Source organism: Mesorhizobium sp., assembly GCF_965229135.1.
In the GTDB taxonomy this organism is placed as follows: domain Bacteria; phylum Pseudomonadota; class Alphaproteobacteria; order Rhizobiales; family Rhizobiaceae; genus Mesorhizobium.
Genome location: NZ_OZ245860.1, coordinates 3,584,635 through 3,601,563 on the forward strand (window position 1 = coordinate 3,584,635; position 16,929 = coordinate 3,601,563).

Annotated in this window: 16 protein-coding genes and 1 tRNA gene; 16 read left to right on the forward strand and 1 reads right to left on the reverse strand. The window is 64.4% G+C overall.

Features of this window, described 5'->3' with window-relative positions:
* The 7 genes from ACO07C_RS16995 to ACO07C_RS17025 all read left to right on the forward strand — a co-directional run bounded on the left by ACO07C_RS16995 (nucleotide 1) and on the right by ACO07C_RS17025 (nucleotide 6,846).
* Nucleotides 1-585: a helix-turn-helix domain-containing protein gene (locus ACO07C_RS16995; protein ID WP_421915311.1), complete on the forward strand. Its 585-nt coding sequence runs from the start codon at nucleotides 1-3 to the stop codon at nucleotides 583-585.
* Between the two features lie 167 nt (nucleotides 586-752).
* The gene (locus tag ACO07C_RS17000; RefSeq protein WP_421915312.1) at nucleotides 753-1,478 is read left to right on the forward strand and encodes an ABC transporter ATP-binding protein; all 726 of its coding nucleotides are present in this window, start codon (nucleotides 753-755) and stop codon (nucleotides 1,476-1,478) included.
* Nucleotides 1,479-1,521: 43 nt separating this feature from the next.
* On the forward strand, nucleotides 1,522-2,676 hold the full coding sequence (locus ACO07C_RS17005) for an ABC transporter substrate-binding protein (RefSeq protein WP_421915313.1): 1,155 nt from the start codon (nucleotides 1,522-1,524) through the stop codon (nucleotides 2,674-2,676).
* Nucleotides 2,677-2,724: 48 nt separating this feature from the next.
* The gene (locus tag ACO07C_RS17010; protein WP_421915314.1) at nucleotides 2,725-3,429 is read left to right on the forward strand and encodes an ABC transporter ATP-binding protein; all 705 of its coding nucleotides are present in this window, start codon (nucleotides 2,725-2,727) and stop codon (nucleotides 3,427-3,429) included.
* A gap of 8 nt (nucleotides 3,430-3,437) precedes the next feature.
* Nucleotides 3,438-4,337 carry a branched-chain amino acid ABC transporter permease gene (locus tag ACO07C_RS17015; protein WP_421915315.1) on the forward strand — a complete coding sequence of 300 codons (900 nt, stop codon included), beginning with the start codon at nucleotides 3,438-3,440 and terminating at the stop codon, nucleotides 4,335-4,337.
* Between the two features lies 1 nt (nucleotide 4,338).
* Nucleotides 4,339-5,421, forward strand: a complete 1,083-nt coding sequence (locus ACO07C_RS17020; protein ID WP_421915316.1) for a branched-chain amino acid ABC transporter permease — start codon at nucleotides 4,339-4,341, stop codon at nucleotides 5,419-5,421.
* Between the two features lie 30 nt (nucleotides 5,422-5,451).
* The gene (locus ACO07C_RS17025) at nucleotides 5,452-6,846 is read left to right on the forward strand and encodes a glutamine synthetase family protein (RefSeq protein ID WP_421915317.1); all 1,395 of its coding nucleotides are present in this window, start codon (nucleotides 5,452-5,454) and stop codon (nucleotides 6,844-6,846) included.
* Nucleotides 6,847-6,903: 57 nt separating this feature from the next.
* Here the strand turns inward: ACO07C_RS17025 and ACO07C_RS17030 are convergent, their stop codons facing one another.
* Nucleotides 6,904-7,710 carry an undecaprenyl-diphosphate phosphatase gene (locus ACO07C_RS17030; RefSeq protein ID WP_421915318.1) on the reverse strand — a complete coding sequence of 269 codons (807 nt, stop codon included), beginning with the start codon at nucleotides 7,708-7,710 and terminating at the stop codon, nucleotides 6,904-6,906.
* Nucleotides 7,711-7,872: 162 nt separating this feature from the next.
* Between ACO07C_RS17030 and ACO07C_RS17035 the strand changes: the two genes are divergently transcribed.
* The 9 genes from ACO07C_RS17035 (at nucleotide 7,873) to ACO07C_RS17075 (ending at nucleotide 16,797) form a co-directional block, all read left to right on the forward strand.
* Nucleotides 7,873-8,565 (forward strand): glutathione S-transferase family protein, encoded by a 693-nt coding sequence (locus tag ACO07C_RS17035; RefSeq protein ID WP_354461801.1) that lies wholly within the window; start codon nucleotides 7,873-7,875, stop codon nucleotides 8,563-8,565.
* Nucleotides 8,546-9,712: a tRNA epoxyqueuosine(34) reductase QueG gene (queG, locus tag ACO07C_RS17040; protein ID WP_421915319.1), complete on the forward strand. Its 1,167-nt coding sequence runs from the start codon at nucleotides 8,546-8,548 to the stop codon at nucleotides 9,710-9,712. The genes ACO07C_RS17035 and queG overlap by 20 nt, the downstream gene beginning before the upstream one ends.
* Nucleotides 9,709-10,611 (forward strand): SDR family oxidoreductase, encoded by a 903-nt coding sequence (locus tag ACO07C_RS17045; RefSeq protein WP_421915320.1) that lies wholly within the window; start codon nucleotides 9,709-9,711, stop codon nucleotides 10,609-10,611. The genes queG and ACO07C_RS17045 overlap by 4 nt, the downstream gene beginning before the upstream one ends.
* Nucleotides 10,612-10,797: 186 nt before the next feature.
* On the forward strand, nucleotides 10,798-11,862 hold the full coding sequence (gene mepA, locus ACO07C_RS17050) for a penicillin-insensitive murein endopeptidase (protein ID WP_421915321.1): 1,065 nt from the start codon (nucleotides 10,798-10,800) through the stop codon (nucleotides 11,860-11,862).
* Nucleotides 11,863-12,050: 188 nt separating this feature from the next.
* Nucleotides 12,051-13,097, forward strand: a complete 1,047-nt coding sequence (locus ACO07C_RS17055; protein WP_421915322.1) for a glucokinase — start codon at nucleotides 12,051-12,053, stop codon at nucleotides 13,095-13,097.
* Nucleotides 13,098-13,177: 80 nt separating this feature from the next.
* On the forward strand, nucleotides 13,178-15,037 hold the full coding sequence (locus tag ACO07C_RS17060; protein ID WP_421915323.1) for an ABC transporter ATP-binding protein: 1,860 nt from the start codon (nucleotides 13,178-13,180) through the stop codon (nucleotides 15,035-15,037).
* On the forward strand, nucleotides 15,034-15,855 hold the full coding sequence (gene dapB, locus ACO07C_RS17065; protein WP_421915324.1) for a 4-hydroxy-tetrahydrodipicolinate reductase: 822 nt from the start codon (nucleotides 15,034-15,036) through the stop codon (nucleotides 15,853-15,855). Before ACO07C_RS17060 ends, dapB begins: the two co-directional genes overlap by 4 nt.
* A gap of 84 nt (nucleotides 15,856-15,939) precedes the next feature.
* Complete coding sequence (locus ACO07C_RS17070) at nucleotides 15,940-16,560, forward strand: 2,3-bisphosphoglycerate-dependent phosphoglycerate mutase (RefSeq protein ID WP_421915325.1); 621 nt, start codon at nucleotides 15,940-15,942, stop codon at nucleotides 16,558-16,560.
* A gap of 152 nt (nucleotides 16,561-16,712) precedes the next feature.
* A tRNA-Leu gene (locus ACO07C_RS17075) sits at nucleotides 16,713-16,797 on the forward strand.
* The last annotated feature ends 132 nt before the right edge of the window (nucleotides 16,798-16,929 follow it).

Here is a 16,929-nt window from a genome sequence, read left to right on the forward strand (position 1 = left end):
ATGCAGGGCAATGTGGGCAGCAAGATCCGCGATGCGCGCAAGGAGCAGAACATCACGCTGCGCGACCTCAGCGAACGCTCCGGCCTTTCGGTGTCGCAACTGTCGAAACTCGAGAACGGCAAGGCCCGGCTGACGGTCGATGTCGCGCTGATGATCGCCGGCGTGCTGCACGTGCCGGTGGCGTCCTTCCTGTTCAGCCCCAAGCCCGGCATGCAGGCGCGCCGCTCGATCACGCGCGCCGGCAGCGGCATCCTGCACCAGGGCAACGCCATGGAATTCGAGGTCCTGTGCAGCGATTTTCGCGACAAGACCAACATTTTCTGGCGCGTGACGCTGCGGGCGAAGAGCTTCGAGGAGAATGGCGGCTGGCGCAGCCATTCCGGCGAGGAGTTCATCCACGTGCTGAGCGGTCGCCTGGAGCTGCACACGATCCATTATGATCCGACGGTGCTGCAGCCGGGCGACAGCATCCTGTTCGACGGCGAAATGCAACATGCCTACATCGCGCTGGGCGACGAGCCCGTGGTGATGCTGATGTCGAACACCGTGCCGCGCGATGGGCTTCCCGCAGCCGCCGGAGCCTGACGCCCAACGGGTCCGGATCAGCTGAACGTCTGGCTGGAAAAGGCTCCGTCTCAAGAATATTTTCTAAAATGGAAAAAAATACTTGTTATGGAAAAGTCGTAGGTCTAGCATCTCTTTGACCGGCCGACAGGAGAAATAGCCATCGGCCGGGATGGGAGAGATGACCGATGCTGTCGGTTAAGTCAGTCAGCAAGACCTTTGGCGGCGTGCAGGCCCTGCGCAGTGCTTCGCTATCCTGCGAAGCCGGCGAGATCCTCGGCCTGATCGGCCCCAATGGCGCCGGAAAATCGACGCTGGTCAATGCCATCTCCGGCGTGCTCAAGCCCGATACCGGCAGTGTCAGGCTGGCGGGAAAAGAAATCACCGGTCGCGGGCCGGAACATTGCGCGAGGGCCGGCGTCGGCCGCACTTTTCAGACCATCCGGCTGTTCAAGGACCTGACCGTCCGGCAGAATGTCGAGGTCGCCCATATCACGTGCCAGGCGGTTCGCCCCGACGCGGCAGCGCGCATCGGCGTCGACCAGTTGCTTGCCCAGTATCAGCTGGACGGCTTCGCCGACGTGCCGGCCGGCACGCTCTCCTATGGCAGCCAGCGCCGGCTCGAAATCGCCCGCGCGCTGGCGCTCGGCCCTTCGCTGCTGCTGCTCGACGAACCGGCGGCCGGGCTCAATGAGGGCGAGTCCGAGACGCTGGCGGTGGCGATCGAAGGCATCCGCCGCGACGTCGGCTGCGCCACCATCGTCATCGACCACGATCTGCGTTTCATCAACCGGCTCTGCGACCGGCTCTGCGTCATGGACCAGGGCCAGGTCATCGCAACCGGGCAGACCGAGGCGGTGTGGCGCGATCCACGCGTCATCGAGGTCTATGTCGGGCAGTCCGAGACATCGTGACGGCGCCCTGGGCCAGCAACAACAAGAGAGAAGGAGGGGTTCAATGGACAAGATGATTTTGGGAGCCGCGATTGTCGCGGCAGGGCTGTTGCAGGTCGCGCATGCCGAGGCCAACGACCTGAAGATCGGGCTCGCGGTGGCAATGACCGGCACCTACGCGCCGTATAGCGAGGCTGAAGGCGCGCGCTGCATGGCCGACAAGTTGAACAAGGCGGCGAGTGCCGGTGATCCCAAGGTCGAGCTGATGATCGAGGACAACCGTTCGGATCCGCAGCTTTCGGTGTCGCTCGGCCAGAAATTCCTCGACGCCGGCGCCCAGATCATCACCGGCGTGCCGTTCCCGGATGCGCTGATCCCGACGGCGCAAATCGCCGCGCCCTATGGCGCCACCGTCTTCTCGGCGCCGAACACGCAGCTCGAGATGCAGCAGGCCGGGCTGGACAATTTCATCGCCGGCGCGGTGCCCGATCCGATCAACGCGGCGGCGACGGCCAATGCGCTTTACGGCAAGGGCGCGCGCACCGTGGCGCTGATGGTCTCGCCCGATGCCGGCTCCTACTCCGAAAAGCTGCCGGAATGGTTCGGCGAAGTGTTCGAGCATCTCGGCGGCAAGGTCGTCTCCAAGCTCAACTATTCCTGGGGCACGACCGACTGGTCGCCGCAGATCGCCAGCATCAAGGCACTGCCGCAGAAGCCGGACGCCATCCATATCTGTGGCGTGCTGCCGGATGTCGGCATTTTCATTCGCCAGTTGCGCGCCAATGGCTATGACGGCTGGGTCGCCGGTTGCGATGCCTTTGACGACAAATCGCTGGAGGGCACCGTCGGCAATCCGGCGTCGCTGGAAAAGGTGATGTTCGCCACCCATGGCGCGACCGGCATCGACAGCCCGATCGACAAGTTCCTCGCCCAGTGCAAGGCCGACGGCTACAAGATCAACGGCATCTTCGACGCGCTCGGCGCCGACATGGTGCAGATCAGCTACGAGGCGGCGAAGAAGTCCGGCACCGTCGATCCCGCCTCCTTGCGCGAGGCGATCCGCGCGCCGGGCGGCTATCCCGGCACCACGGCGCCGGTCATCTCCTTCGCCGAGAAGAAAGGCTATCCCGTCAAGGCCGTCCCGGTGATGGGCTTCTCGAACGGCAAGCGGGTGCTGATCACCGACACGCCGCCGACCTTCGTTCCGGCATTGAACTGACGGGCAGACGGGTCAAGTGATGATGGATCGAGCCTGGCAGGCCCTGTCGTGTTGACGGTCGATAATCTGGTCGTCCGCTACGGCGCGGTAAGCGCTGTGCGTGACCTCAGCCTGAAGGTCGGGCGGGGCGAACTCGTCGCCCTGCTTGGACCCAATGGCGCCGGCAAGAGCTCGACCATCAACGCGCTGACCGGCCTGGTCACGCCGGCCTCCGGGCGCATCGTGCTGGACGGCCAGGACATCTCGCGTGTCCGCACAGAGGACCGCATTCGCGCCGGCCTGACCTCGACGCCCGAGGGACGACACATCTTCGCCAACCTGACGGTTGGCGAGAACCTGCGCCTGGGTGCGGCGACACGGCGTGACCCAAAGGGCGTCCGGCAAGACATCGAGCGCTTCCTGGCGCTGTTTCCGGTGCTTGCCGAACGTTATGGGCAGGCCGCCGGCACGCTTTCGGGCGGCGAGCAGCAGATGCTGGCCATTGCCCGATCGCTGATGTCGCGGCCGAAGCTCTTGCTTCTCGACGAGCCGTCGCTCGGATTGGCGCCGAAGATCGTGGTGCAGATCTTCGATTTCATCGGCGAACTCAAACGGGAAGGGCTGACGCTGCTGGTGGTCGAACAGAACGCAAAGCAGGCGCTGCGCTTCGCCGACCGAGTCTACGTCGTCAGCGCCGGCACACTTCGCTACGACGGGCCGCCTTCCGAACTTGCCGACGAACACGGCCTCTTCAACCTCTATATCGGCGGATAGGCGGCGACATGGACTATGCCTTGCAGCAGCTTCTCAACGCGCTGGCCTTCGGCGCGGAATATTCGCTGGTCGCACTCGGCCTCGCCGTCGTGTTTTCCATCATGGGCCTGGTCAATTTCGCGCATGGCGAAATCATCGGCGTGTCCGCCTACAGCGTGTTCGTGGCGGCGGCACTAGGCCTGACCTCGCCGATCGTCGCCGTGCTGATCGCCGTTACGGCGGCGGCACTGGCTGCCGTCACCTTCGAGCGGGTGGCGTTCCGGCCTGTGCGCTATGCACCGACTACGACGGGGCTGCTCACCGCCTTTGGCGTCAGCATCGTCGTGCAGAACCTGTTCATGCTGCTGATCTCGCCCAAGCCGCAATCGGTCTCGATCCTCAACGGCCTCAACCAGATGTGGTTCTTCGGCCCCTTCGCGGTGTCATCGCTGCAGGTGATGGAACTCGTCGTTTCCGGCCTGACCATCCTGGCGCTGGTGCTCTTCCTCAACCGCTCGACGCTCGGCCTCGCCATCCGGGCGGCGTCGCGCGATTTCGCCACGGTGCGCCTGATGGGCATTCGGGCAAACCGGGTGATCGCCACCGCCTTCGCCATCTCGGGCGCGTTGGCCGGCATTGCCGCCGTCTTCATCATCGCGCGGCGCGGCAGCGTCTCGCCTGATCTCGGCTTCAGCCTGGTGCTGAAGGCCTTCGTCGCCTGCGTCATCGGCGGCTTCGGCTCGCTGGCCGGGGCGGCGGCCGGCGGCATGCTGCTCGGCTTCATCGAGGTCGGCCTGCTGGTCGCGCTGCCGCAGGAATATGGGGGCTTCAAGGACGCGCTCACCTACGTGATCATCGTCGCGCTGCTTGTCTATCGGCCGGAAGGCCTGCTCGGCCAGCGGGTTGAACTTGGCGACAAGGAGATTTGAAGTGTCGCAAGCCCTGGAAAATTCAGCGCCTCGGGTGGTTGCTGCTACGCCCAGCGGCGCGCTGACGCGCTCGCTGATCGGCGGGCTGGTGACCTCTCTGCCCGTTTTGGTGATCGGGCTGGCGATCCTGAATTTCGCGCCGACCTACTACACCTATCTGGCGCTTGGCGCCTTCGTGAACCTGATCGTCGTCGTCGGCCTGCAGGTGTTCATGGGCAACAGCAACATCGCCAATCTCGGCCACAGCGCCTTTGTCGGCCTGGGCGCCTATGGCGTCGCCATCCTGTCGACACCGCTGGCGATGAAGAAACTGTCGATCCCCAACGCCCCTTTCGGCTTCGCCACGCTGCAGCTTGATCCGGTGTCTTCTGCGCTCATCGCGCTGATCGTGGTCGGCATCATCGCGGCCGTCAGCGGCAAGGTGATCAGCCGCCTGTCAGGCGTCGCCGCGACCATCGTCAGCCTGGCGCTGCTGATCATCGTCCATTCGGTGTTTCTCAACTGGACCGACCTGTTCAAGGGCAACCAGGCCTTCTTCGGCATTCCAAAAGTGGTCGGCCTGCCCTGGATGATGGTGTTTTCGGTGGTGGTGATCGTGCTGGCGCGGCTGTTCAAGGACAGCCGCTGGGGCCTGCAACTCCGCGCAAGCGCCCAGAGCCCGCAAGCGGCGGCCGCGCTCGGCATCGATGCCCGGCGCCTGCGGCTGATGTCATGGGTGCTGTCGGCGCTGATCTGTGGTCTCGCCGGGGTCCTCTACGCCTATTTCGCCGGCACGATCAGCCCGAAGCTGTTCTACTTCCAGATGATCTTCAACACGCTGGCGATGCTGATCCTGGGCGGCATGGCGACCGTGACGGGTGCGGTGACCGGCGTGATCGTGCTTTCGGTGGGGCTCGAATTCATCCGCAGCATCGAATCCGGCGTGACGATCGCCGGCATCCAGCTGCCGCAAATGCTCGGCCTGTCGGGTGTGGCACTCGGCGTCGTCATCGTGCTGTGCATGGCCTTCCGGCCAAGCGGCATCAGTGGCCGCTACGAGCTCGACGAACTCTTGTCGCGATTTTTGAGGCGCAACGCGAAATAGCGGCGCCCGTGGTTTGGTGGAGGACTGACAGTGGAATTTGAGGACAGGACGGCCGAGTACGCGCCGAAGCTCGAGGCGTTGCAGAAAGAGTTGGCATCGCGCGGCGTCGAATTCGTCGAGGTGCATACGGTGGACACGTCGGGAGCATTCCGCTCCAAGATCGCGCCGTTGAAACTTTCGCCTTATGGCGAATCGATCAATGCCATCCTCTATTGCGTCACCCATGGCGATGGCCAACCGATGGGCGATGTCGCCTTCGCTTCGCCAAGCGCGAATGAGGAAAACGGCTTCCCCAACATCAAGGGCATCATCGATCCCTCGACCGTGGTTCAGCATGGCTGGAAGCCCAAATTCGCCTCGGCCATCACCTCTTCCTACATGCTCGATGGTGCCGTCTGCCCGTTCGACCCGCGCGGCGTGCTGGCCCGCGTCGAGGCGCGCGCCAAGGCGCTTGGCTACGAGCCGATGTTCGCGCTCGAATACGAGTTCGGCATTTTTCACGCCGACCACGACCTGATGCGCGCCGGGCGCTACCGCGAACTGAAGCCCTGGGGCCATTCGCTGACCAACTACGATCTGGTGCGCAGCGGCGAATACCAGGATTTCGCCGCCGAATTCATCACCCGCATGAAGAGCATCGGCATCGGCGTCGCCTCGCTGGTCACCGAATATGGTTTTGGCATGTATGAATATGCGCTGACGCCGAAGTCGGCGCTGGAGGCGGCCGACGATGCCATGCGCGCCAAGCTGCATCTGCGCGAACTCTGCGCCGAGCGCGGCCTGGTCGCCACCTTCATGACCCGCTTCCAGCCGCCGGGCAAGGAAAGCGCCTGCGGCGCGCATCATCACGTCAGCCTGTGGCGCGACGGCAAGCCGGCCTTCGCCGCCGGCCCGAACCGGCTGACGCCTGTCGCCGAAAAATTCCTCGCCGGCGTGCTCAACCGGATGCAGGAAACGCATCTCCTGTTCCGGCCAACGGTCAATTCCTATCGCCGTTTCGACCGTGGCGCCTGGTCGCCTGAGGATGTGGCCTGGGGTTTCGAGAATCGCACAGCGCCGATCCGCGCCATCACGACGCCGAATGACGGCGCCTGTCGGCTGGAGCACCGCGCGCCGGGCGCCGACATCAATCCCTATCTGTCGATCGCCGCGATCCTGGCTGCCGGCTGCGAGGGCATTGAAAAAGACCTGCCGCTGGAGGCGCCGGTGACATCGAACCTTGCCAATCTCGACAAGCCGAAGCTGCCGCGCACGCTCAACGCCTCGATCGAGGCTTTCGCCGCGTCCGATTTTTGCGCCGAAGCGTTTGGCGAGGCTTTTCGCGACAACTATGCTGAGAGCCGGCGTGCCGAACAGGCGGCGTTTGATGCCTGGCAAGCGTCGCACATCACCGACTTCGAATGGCAGCGCTATTTCGTCAGTTGATGCACGGCATCAGGGATCCCGGTTTTCGGGATTCCCGCCCGCTGCCGGATCGGGGCGTCAGCCCCAGATCAGCAGCGCTACCAGGCCGACGGTGCCGACGACCAGCCGCCACCAGCCGAACAGCGAATAGCCGCGCCGCGACACGAAGTCGAGCAGGAAGCGCACGACGATCAGCGCCGAGATGAAGGCGGCGATGAAGCCGACGCCGATGATCGGCAGGTCGGCGGATGTCAAGACGTTGCGGTTCTTGAACAGGTCATAGGCGAAGGCGCCGACCATGGTGGGCATGGCGAGGAAGAAGGAAAACTCCGCCGCCGCGCGCTTGTCGACGCCAAGAAGCAGGGCGCCGACGATGGTGGAACCCGAGCGCGACGTGCCCGGGATCAGCGACAGGCACTGGAACAGGCCGATCTGAAGGTAAAGCCGCGTCGGGAAGCGCTCGACGTCGCGATAGACGGGATTGAGCTTCATGCGATCGACGACCAGCAGGATGACGCCGCCGATGATCAGCATGATGCAGATCAGCTTTGGCGATTCGAACAGCACCGTCTTGATGAAATCATGCGCCAAAGCGCCCAGAATGGCCGCCGGCAGGAAGGCGATGAGGATGCCAAGGACGAAATGCCGCGTCAGCCGGTCATGCGGCAGATCGAGCAGCATTTTCCAGAGACGGCCGAAATAGACGCCGAGAATGGCGAGGATCGCGCCGAGCTGGATAAGGATCTCGAAGGCCTTGCCGGTGGACTGGAAGCCGAGAAAGTGGCCCGCGAGCAGGATGTGACCCGTCGACGAGACCGGAATGAACTCGGTCAGCCCCTCCAGAAGACCGAGCAGCAAGGCTTGGACGATGGTCTGGCTTTCCATGGCAACCCCGGCAATCGATTGGCGGCTAATAGAACGGTTTGCTTGTCATGGCGCGGAAGTGCCCCTATAGGTCGCTGCACCCTGACAGCCCGCTAACACGAGCGGCAAAGACTTACCGGCGCATCCGGCGATTCGCCAGTGCGCTTTGACCATCACGGACCCATGCTGACGCTTTTCCATCATCCCATGTTCGCCACGTGCCGCTTCGTCCGCCTTGCGTTTGGCGAATATGGCGAGGAATTGGCCCTGATCGAGGAAAAGCCGTGGACGCGGCGCAAGGAGTTCCTGGCGCTGAACCCGGCCGGGACGCTGCCGATCCTGCTGGCCGAAGGCGACGTGCCGATCGTCGGCGCCATGGTGATCGCCGAATATCTCGATGAGACGCGCGGCGTCCTGAAGCGCGACAAGCGGCTGTTCGCCGAGGACCCGATGCAGCGCGCCGAAATCCGCAGGCTCACCGACTGGTACCTCACCAAGGCCGAAGGCGAGGTGACCCGGCATCTGGTGCGCGAGCGCGTGCTGAAGCCGGTCATGCCGGAAACCGCCGGCGGAGGCTCGCCCGATTCGGCGGCGATCCGCGCCGCGCGCGCCAATATCCGCCAGCATCTGAAATATACCAACTGGCTGGCCGGTACCCGCCACTGGCTGGCCGGCAGCAGGGTCACCTATGCCGATCTGGCGGCGGCGGCGACGCTTTCGGTGCTCGACTATCTCGGCGAGATCGATTGGCGCGAACATGCCGCTGCGCGCGAATGGTACACGCGGGTGAAGTCGCGGCCCTCCTTCCGGCCGCTTCTGACCGACCGAGTGCGCGGGATATCGCCAGTGTCGCACTATGCGGACCTCGACTTCTGACGCGTCGAAACTGCGCGCGCTGATCGACGCGGAGGCGCAGCGCGCCGGCTTCGACGCCATCGCTGTCACCACCCCCGATGCGATCCCGCTGGCGCCGGCACGGCTCGCCGAATTCGTCGCCGACGGCTTTCACGGCTCGATGGCCTGGATAGCCGAAACGCTCGAACGGCGCAGCCAACCCTCCACACTTTGGCCCGAGGTGCGCTCGATCATCGTGCTGGCGATGAATTACGGGCCGGACGACGACCCCAGATCGATCCTGGCCAAGCGCGACCGCGGCGCGATCTCCGCCTATGCGCGCAACCGCGACTATCACGATGTCATGAAGGGTCGGCTGAAGGAGATCGCCGGCAAGATCGTGGCGCGCGCCGGCGGCGACGTGAAAGTGTTCGTCGACACCGCGCCGGTGATGGAGAAACCGCTGGCGGAAGCGGCCGGGCTTGGCTGGCAAGGCAAGCACACCAACCTTGTCAGCCGCGAGCACGGCTCCTGGCTGTTTCTCGGCACCATCTTCACCACCGCCGAACTGGCCCCCGACCGGGCGGAGATCGACCATTGCGGCTCCTGCCGCGCCTGTCTCGACGCCTGCCCGACAGATGCTTTTCCCGCGCCTTACAGGCTCGATGCGCGGCGCTGCATTTCCTACCTCACCATCGAGAACAAGGGGCCGATCGCGCATGAATTCCGGGAAAGGATCGGCAACCGCATCTATGGCTGCGACGATTGCCTGGCCGCGTGCCCGTGGAACAAGTTCGCGCAGGCGGCTTCCGAAGCCAAGCTTGCGGCGCGCGACGATCTGCGCGAGCCGGCATTGTCCGACCTGCTTGTCCTCGACGACGCCGGCTTTCGCGCCTTCTTCTCCGGTTCGCCGATAAAACGCATCGGCCGCGACCGCTTTGTCCGCAACGTGCTGATCGCCACCGGCAATTCCGGCGAGCCCGCGCTGGCCAGCATCGTGCTGGTTTTGCTAAACGATACCTCGCCGCTGGTGCGGGGCGCGGCGATATGGGCGCTGGCGCGGCTGGTGCCTGACGCGGAATACCGCGAACGCGCCGTTGCCGGCCTGAAGACCGAGAGCGACGAAGCCGTGCGCGACGAATGGCGGCTGGCGCTGTCAAAGCCAAATCCAACCGGGGCGCATGCATGAGCCACAAGCATATCTTCATTTTCGGCGCCGGCTATTCGGGCAAGGCTTTCGCTGATGCCAACTCCGAAGCCGCCACGATCCTCGGGACAACGCGGTCACCGGGAAAATTCGAAGCGCTGCGCGAGGCCGGCATCGCACCCCTGGCGTTTGACGGCACGCTTACCGCGGAGATCGGTGAGGCTTTGCGCAAAACGACACATCTGGTGATCTCGGTCGCACCGGAGGAGGCCGGCGATCCCGTGCTGACCGCCGCCCGGAAGGCGATCTTGACCGACATGCCCGCACTGGAATGGATCGCCTACCTATCGACGGTGGGCGTCTATGGCGATCATGGCGGCGATTGGGTCGATGAAGCGGCCGAATGCCGCCCGGTTTCAAAACGCTCGACGATTCGGGTGACAGCCGAACAGCAATGGCTGAAACTGGGTGATGATATCAGCCGGCCGGTCGCCATCCTGCGGCTTTCCGGTATTTACGGGCCAGGCCGCAACGCATTCGTCAATCTGGAGAACGGCACCGCCCGGCGGCTGGTCAAGCCGGGCCAGGTCTTCAACCGCATCCACTGCGACGACATCGCCGGCGCGCTCTGGCATCTCGCTGGCGGCAATCGTGGCGGCATCTTCAACATCACCGACGATCTGCCGGCGCCGCCGCAGGATGTCGTCACCTATGCCGCTTCGCTGATGGGTGTCACGCCGCCGCCCGAAATTCCCTTCGACGGCGCCGAGCTCTCGCCCATGGCGCGCTCCTTCTATGGCGAGAACAAGCGTGTCGCCAATGCCGCGATCAAGGCGACGGGATACGGTTTCCGCTTTCCGGACTACCGCACCGCCTTCGACCGGATGTGGGCGGATGGCAACTGGCGCGACGGCGCGGCGCGCAGCCCTATGACGCGCTAGGCCAGGATGACGAGGCTTGAATCGTGGTCTCGATCCAGCTTCTTTGTTGGAGGACGATATCTGGACAAACGGAAACCGTTTGTCCGAGAAAATCGGTTCCCACTGTCGAGATCATGCCAGGCGATCGAAGCATGCCTGATTGCGTGCTATGATTCGGCCTTGGGATTGCGGTGGGGATCCGGTTTCATGAAGACAGCGAAGCGGCCATCTCTTGGCAAAACGTCCTTGCTGGCCGCCGCGTTCGGCCTGCTCGCTCTGTTGGCACAGCCGGCGGCGGCGCAGGAGCGGGCGAAGGACCTGTTCGGCGCCAAGAAGCTGCCGACGGCGACCGCGCCGCAATCCTTCGGCTTTTATTCCAAGGGTTGCTTTGCCGGCGGTGTAGCCATTCCCCTGGACGGCCCGACCTGGGAGGTGATGCGGCCGTCGCGCAACCGCCGCTGGGGTCATCCGGCGATGATCGCGCTGATCGAGAAATTGTCACGCGACGCCGTGGCCGACGGCTGGCCGGGCCTTTTGATCGGCGACATCGCGCAGCCGCGCGGCGGCCCGATGACGACCGGCCATGCTTCGCACCAGATCGGCCTCGACGCCGACATGTGGCTCACGCCGATGCCAAGCCGTCCACTGACAATGGCGCAGCGCGAAAACATGAGCGCTACCTTGATGGTCAACGAGAAGACACATCTGGTGAAGGACGCGCTGTGGACGCCGGCGCATACGCGACTGCTGAAGCGGGCGGCGAGCTATCCCGAGGTCGAGCGCATCCTGGTCAATCCCGGGATCAAGAAGAAGCTGTGCGACACGGTCAAGGGTGACCGCGCCTGGCTGCGCAAGATCCGGCCATTCTGGGGCCACGACTATCATTTCCACATGCGCATCGGCTGCCAGCCGGGTTCGCCCAACTGCAAGGGCCAGGAAGCGACACCGGCGGACGACGGTTGCGGCAAGCCGCTGGCATGGTGGTTCACCGAGGAGCCATGGCGGCCCAACAAGAATCCTGATGCGCCCAAGGCGCGCGACCTGATGACGATGGCGAACCTGCCCAAGGAATGCCAGGCGGTGCTCGACGCGCCCGGCCCGGCTTCCGCCGAAGCCGCCACCTATCATGGCGGCGGCGCACCTGTCGCGACAGCAGCGCCCGAGGCCGCCGCGACGGCCGATGGCGCGGCCGGCTTGCCTGCCTCCACTGGAGCCTTCACGGCAACGCCGGAGAGCGGCGCGCCGCTGCCGTTGCCACGCCCCGGAAACTGAGGTCCTTGTCATTTTCGGGATGTTGAATCGGTTTAGCCTGCGGTTTTCGCGAAATAGTGGCTGTTTGGCCGCAGAACATGTCTCTATGCGATGCAGCTTTCGAAAAGCGATTTCCCTTTTCAAACTCATACGCTAGTCAACGGATGAACGGCGATACGCCGTCGTGGGCGCCGGGGACGGACGACAGCATGCCAAGCACAGGTGACAACGACGCTTTGTTGCGATTCCCGATCCTGATCGGTGATATCGGCGGCACCAATGCGCGCTTCTCGATCGTTGTCGACGCGAATTCCGAGGCCGGCGAGCCGACCATCGTTCAAACAGCCAATTACAGCACCATCGACGACGCCATCCAGGCGGCGGTGCTCGACCGCTCGTCGATCCGTCCCAATTCCGCGGTGCTGGCCGTGGCCGGACCGGTTGACAGCGACGAGATCCAGCTCACCAACTGCCCCTGGATCGTCAAGCCTAGGAAGATGTTCGCCAATCTGGGTCTGAGCGACATCGTGGTGCTCAATGATTTCGAGGCGCAGGCGCTGGCTGTCGTCGCACTCGGCGAAGAGCATATGGAAAAGATCGGCGGCGGCACGCCGGAGCCGGGTGCGGGACGCGTCGTGCTCGGCCCGGGAACCGGGCTCGGCGTCGCCGGGCTGGTCCATGCGCTCAATCACTGGATACCGGTGCCCGGCGAAGGCGGCCATATGGACATCGGCCCGCGCTCTGCCCGCGATTTCGAGGTCTTTCCGCATATCGAAAAGCTCGAGGGCCGCATTTCGGGCGAGCAGATCCTGAGTGGGCGTGGGCTGGTCAATGCCTACCGGGCAGTGGCCAAGGCGGACGGCAAACCGTCGCCGTTCACAACGCCGGCCGAAATCACCGCCGCCGCGCTGGCGAAGACCGACCCTGTCTCGGAGGAAGCGCTGTCGATGTTCGTCACCTGCCTCGGGCGCACCGCTGGCGATCTCGCAATGGTGTTCATGAGCCGTGGCGGCGTGTTCCTGACCGGCGGCATCGCTCAGAAGATCGTGCCGGCGCTGAAGGTGGGCAATTTCCGCGCCGCCTTCGAGGACAAGGCGCCGCATAGCGAGCTGATGCGGACCATGCCGGTCTACGTGATCACCCATCCGCTGGCCGCCCTGTCAGGGCTCGCTGCCTATGCCCGCAACCCCTCAATGTTCGGCGTCCAGACGGCGGGACGGCGCTGGCGCGACGAAGTTAGTCACCCCAAGGCATAGGCAAGCCGGCGCCGTGGCGCTAAGAGGGGGCCAAATTGCAACCCGACCGCGGGCAGCGGAAAACGACAAAGCGCTCTGATTTGACACTTCAAACCCCAACAAAGCAGAAAGTCCGGCCCGGCGAGGTCACAGCGGTGCTCCGCCGCATCCTCGCTGAAAACGGCAATGAGTATCGCTGGACCTATGTCGTTGCCGTCACCTGCCTGCTGATCGTTTCCGGCACCACTGCCTTCACGGCGTGGATCATGGCCCCGATGATCAACCAGATCTTCTACGAACGGCGCGGCGATATGCTCGTGTGGATCTGCGCCGGTTTCATGGGAGCCTCCCTGCTGCGCGGCTTCGCCGGTTACGGTCAGGCAGTCGCGTTGGCCAGTATCGGCAACAATCTGGTCGCGCGCTACCAGAAGCGCAGCTTCGACCATCTGATGAAGCTCGGCGTCAACTTCTTCAACGATACACGTTCCGGTCGGCTGGCGGCACAGGTCAGCGAGAATGTGGGCGGCGTTCGCGATCTGCTGTCGCTGACACTGACCTCCATCAGCCGCGACGCGGTCACGCTGGTCGCTCTCGTCGGCGTCATGATCTACCAGGATCCGGTGTTGTCGCTCAGCTCGCTGCTGATCGGACCGCCGCTGATCTGGGCCGTGGTGTACATCACCCGCCGACTGCGGCGTATCAACCGCGAATCCGTGCTTATCAATTCTCGGCTGAACGGGTCCGTGCAGGAGGCCACGCAAGGCATCGCCATCGTCAAGGCCTTCACCTTGGAGGCCGAGCTGGCGCGCCGCATCGGCATCATGGCGGACACGGCCGAGCAGCGTAACAACAAGATCGCCCGCGTCTCGGAGCGGCTGTCGCCGATTTCCGAGATTCTGGGCGGTCTCGCCATTACCGCCGTGCTTGGCTATTCCGGCTACCGGGCACTGGTGCTTGGGCAGCCGCCGGGCGCGGTGTTTTCCTTCATCACCGCGCTTATCATGGCCTACGATCCGGCAAGACGCCTGGCGCGCACGCAGGTGGGCATGGAACGTGCGCTGGTCAATGCGCGCATGATCTACGAATTGCTCGACCTGGAGCCGAAACAGGGCGACGCACCCGATGCTGTCGAGGCCAGGATCACCACCGGCGAGGTGCGCTTCGACAATGTTACGTTCGGCTACAGCGCCGACATGCCAGTGCTGAGGGATCTGAGCTTTACCGCCGCCGCCGGCAAGGTCACGGCGATCGTCGGTGCGTCGGGCGCCGGCAAGTCGACGCTGGTGGCGCTCTTGCAGCGCTTCTACGACGTCGACCAAGGCAGCATCGAGGTCGATGGCCAGGACATCTCCAAGGTGACCAAGCATTCGCTGCGGCAGTCGATCGCCTATGTGGCGCAGGCGCCCTATCTGTTCGAGGGCACGATCCGCGACAACATCCGCTACGGCCGTCTGTCGGCCACGGACGCCGAGATCGAGCAGGCGGCGAAACAGGCGGCAGCCGACGAGTTCATCCGCCAGCAGCCGCAAGGCTACGATACGCCGGTCGGCGAAGGCGGCTCGACCCTTTCCGGCGGTCAGCGCCAGCGCGTCTCGATCGCTCGCGCCATCGTGCGGCAGGCACCGATCCTGCTGCTCGACGAGGCAACCTCGGCGCTCGACAACGAGGCGGAGGCGCGCGTCCAGGAAGCGCTGACCCATGTCATGCAGGGCCGCACCACCATCGTCATCGCGCACCGGCTGTCGACGGTGGTCAATGCTGACCACATCATCGTGCTGGAAGAGGGACGGTTGGTCGAGGAAGGCACCCATGCGACGCTGATGGCCGACCCGGATAGCATCTACTCCCGTTTCCACCGCATCCAGGGCAAGAAGGGGCTGGGGCTTGTCGACGACAGCAAGCCGATTCAAAATCCGGTCCGGGCGACGCGTTCGAAAAAGACTGCGGTGAGGGACGCATGAGTGAAGCAGGGGACATGGGTCTGGTGGTGGTAGGCGCGGCCGGACGCATGGGACAGGCGCTGATCCGCGCCATTCACACGATCCCGGGCGCACGCGTCGCCGCGGCGATCGAACGGGCCGACTCGCCGCATCTTGGCAAGGATGCCGGCGAACTCGCGGGCATCGGGATCATCAACGTGGCGATCTCCGACGATCCGCTGCCGGCCTTCGCCAAGGCCGACGGGGTGCTCGATTTCACGACACCCGCCTCGACCGTCGAATTCGCCGGCTATGCCGCGCAGGCGCGCATCGCCCATGTCATCGGCACTACCGGCTGCACGGCTGACGACAATGCCCGGATCGCCGCGGCGGCGCGCCACGCGACGATCGTCAAGTCCGGCAATATGAGCCTTGGCGTCAATCTGCTGGCGGTTCTCGTGGAGCAGGCCGCGCGCGCGCTCGATGCCGATGATTTCGACATCGAGATCCTGGAGATGCATCACCGCCACAAGGTTGACGCGCCTTCGGGCACGGCGTTGCTGCTGGGTGAAGCCGCCGCCGCCGGGCGCGGCATCCCGCTGGCCGGCAACGATGTGCGGGTGCGCGATGGCCACACCGGCGTGCGCAAGACAGGCACGATCGGCTTCGCCGCGCTGCGCGGCGGGTCGGTGGTCGGCGATCATTCCGTGGTGCTGGCCGGCACGGGTGAGCGCATCACGCTTGCCCACCACGCAGAGGACCGCGCCATCTTCGCGCGCGGCGCCGTCAAGGCGGCGCTGTGGGCGCGCGGCCGCAAGCCGGGATTGTATTCGATGCGGGACGTGCTCGGCCTCGGCTGAGCGAATCATCAATCTGTTTCAACGCAATTCCGGACGAAAAGCCGCCTCGCACTTTTCCTGGAATTGCTTTCGGAAGGAGCAAACATGTCGAGAACGCTTGTGCTCGTGCGCCATGGCCAGAGCGAATGGAACCTGAAGAACCTGTTCACCGGCTGGCGCGATGTCGACCTGACCGAGCAGGGCCACGCCGAGGCCAAGGCGGCCGGGCAGAAGCTGAAGGCACGTGGCCTGAAATTCGACATCGCCTTCACCTCGGCGCTTATCCGGGCCCAGAAGACCTGCCAGCACATTCTCGACGCGGTCGGCCAAAGCGATCTGAAAACCATCCGCGACCAGGCGCTGAACGAACGCGACTATGGCGACCTCTCCGGCCTCAACAAGGATGAAGCGCGCCAGAAATGGGGCGAGGAGCAGGTGCATGTCTGGCGCCGCTCCTATGACGTGCCTCCGCCCGGCGGCGAAAGCCTGAAGGACACCGGCGCGCGCGTCTGGCCCTATTATCTGCACGATCTGCAGCCGCACGTTCTGCGCGGCGGCACCGTGCTGGTGGCAGCCCACGGCAACTCGCTGCGCGCGCTGATCATGGCGCTGGACGGCAAGTCCGGCGAGGAGATCGTCAAGCTGGAACTGGGCACAGGCGTGCCGGTCATCTACACGCTGAACGCCGATTCGACGGTGGCTTCGAAGGAAGTCCTGGACAGCTGAGCCAGCAAGCGAGCCGGCTATTCTTGATCGAGCATGATCCGCGGACAAACCGAAACCGTTTGTCCGCCAAACCGGTTCCCGTCTTTCGGGATCATGCTTTGAAAAAAGCGCGTTGACACACACAGCTTGCCCGCTTACATGAGCCCGCACCAGCCCAGATGGCGGAATTGGTAGACGCGCACGGTTCAGGTCCGTGTTCCGCAAGGAGTGGAGGTTCGAGTCCTCTTCTGGGCACCATCTTTCAGCCGCTAAGACGCAGAATTGCGCCTTAGCGGCTGCAAGACCTCCCCCGCTACATGCACTTCTACCTGCACAGCCCGAGTTGGGCATTTCCTGCCGCGCGCGCAGGCATGCAGGTGCCGCCCGTTG

What these genes read in the sequence shown, in the direction of transcription:
- ACO07C_RS17070 (WP_421915325.1), top strand. Translation starts at nt 15,940, where the DNA reads ATGTCGAGAACGCTTGTGCTCGTGCGCCATGGCCAGAGCGAATGGAAC.
- queG (WP_421915319.1), top strand. Translation starts at nt 8,546, where the DNA reads ATGCGGACCTCGACTTCTGACGCGTCGAAACTGCGCGCGCTGATCGAC.
- ACO07C_RS17015 (WP_421915315.1), top strand. Translation starts at nt 3,438, where the DNA reads ATGGACTATGCCTTGCAGCAGCTTCTCAACGCGCTGGCCTTCGGCGCG.
- mepA (WP_421915321.1), top strand. Translation starts at nt 10,798, where the DNA reads ATGAAGACAGCGAAGCGGCCATCTCTTGGCAAAACGTCCTTGCTGGCC.
- ACO07C_RS16995 (WP_421915311.1), top strand. Translation starts at nt 1, where the DNA reads ATGCAGGGCAATGTGGGCAGCAAGATCCGCGATGCGCGCAAGGAGCAG.
- dapB (WP_421915324.1), top strand. Translation starts at nt 15,034, where the DNA reads ATGAGTGAAGCAGGGGACATGGGTCTGGTGGTGGTAGGCGCGGCCGGA.
- ACO07C_RS17005 (WP_421915313.1), top strand. Translation starts at nt 1,522, where the DNA reads ATGGACAAGATGATTTTGGGAGCCGCGATTGTCGCGGCAGGGCTGTTG.
- ACO07C_RS17045 (WP_421915320.1), top strand. Translation starts at nt 9,709, where the DNA reads ATGAGCCACAAGCATATCTTCATTTTCGGCGCCGGCTATTCGGGCAAG.
- ACO07C_RS17035 (WP_354461801.1), top strand. Translation starts at nt 7,873, where the DNA reads ATGCTGACGCTTTTCCATCATCCCATGTTCGCCACGTGCCGCTTCGTC.
- ACO07C_RS17055 (WP_421915322.1), top strand. Translation starts at nt 12,051, where the DNA reads ATGCCAAGCACAGGTGACAACGACGCTTTGTTGCGATTCCCGATCCTG.
- ACO07C_RS17030 (WP_421915318.1), bottom strand. Translation starts at nt 7,710, where the DNA reads ATGGAAAGCCAGACCATCGTCCAAGCCTTGCTGCTCGGTCTTCTGGAG.
- ACO07C_RS17000 (WP_421915312.1), top strand. Translation starts at nt 753, where the DNA reads ATGCTGTCGGTTAAGTCAGTCAGCAAGACCTTTGGCGGCGTGCAGGCC.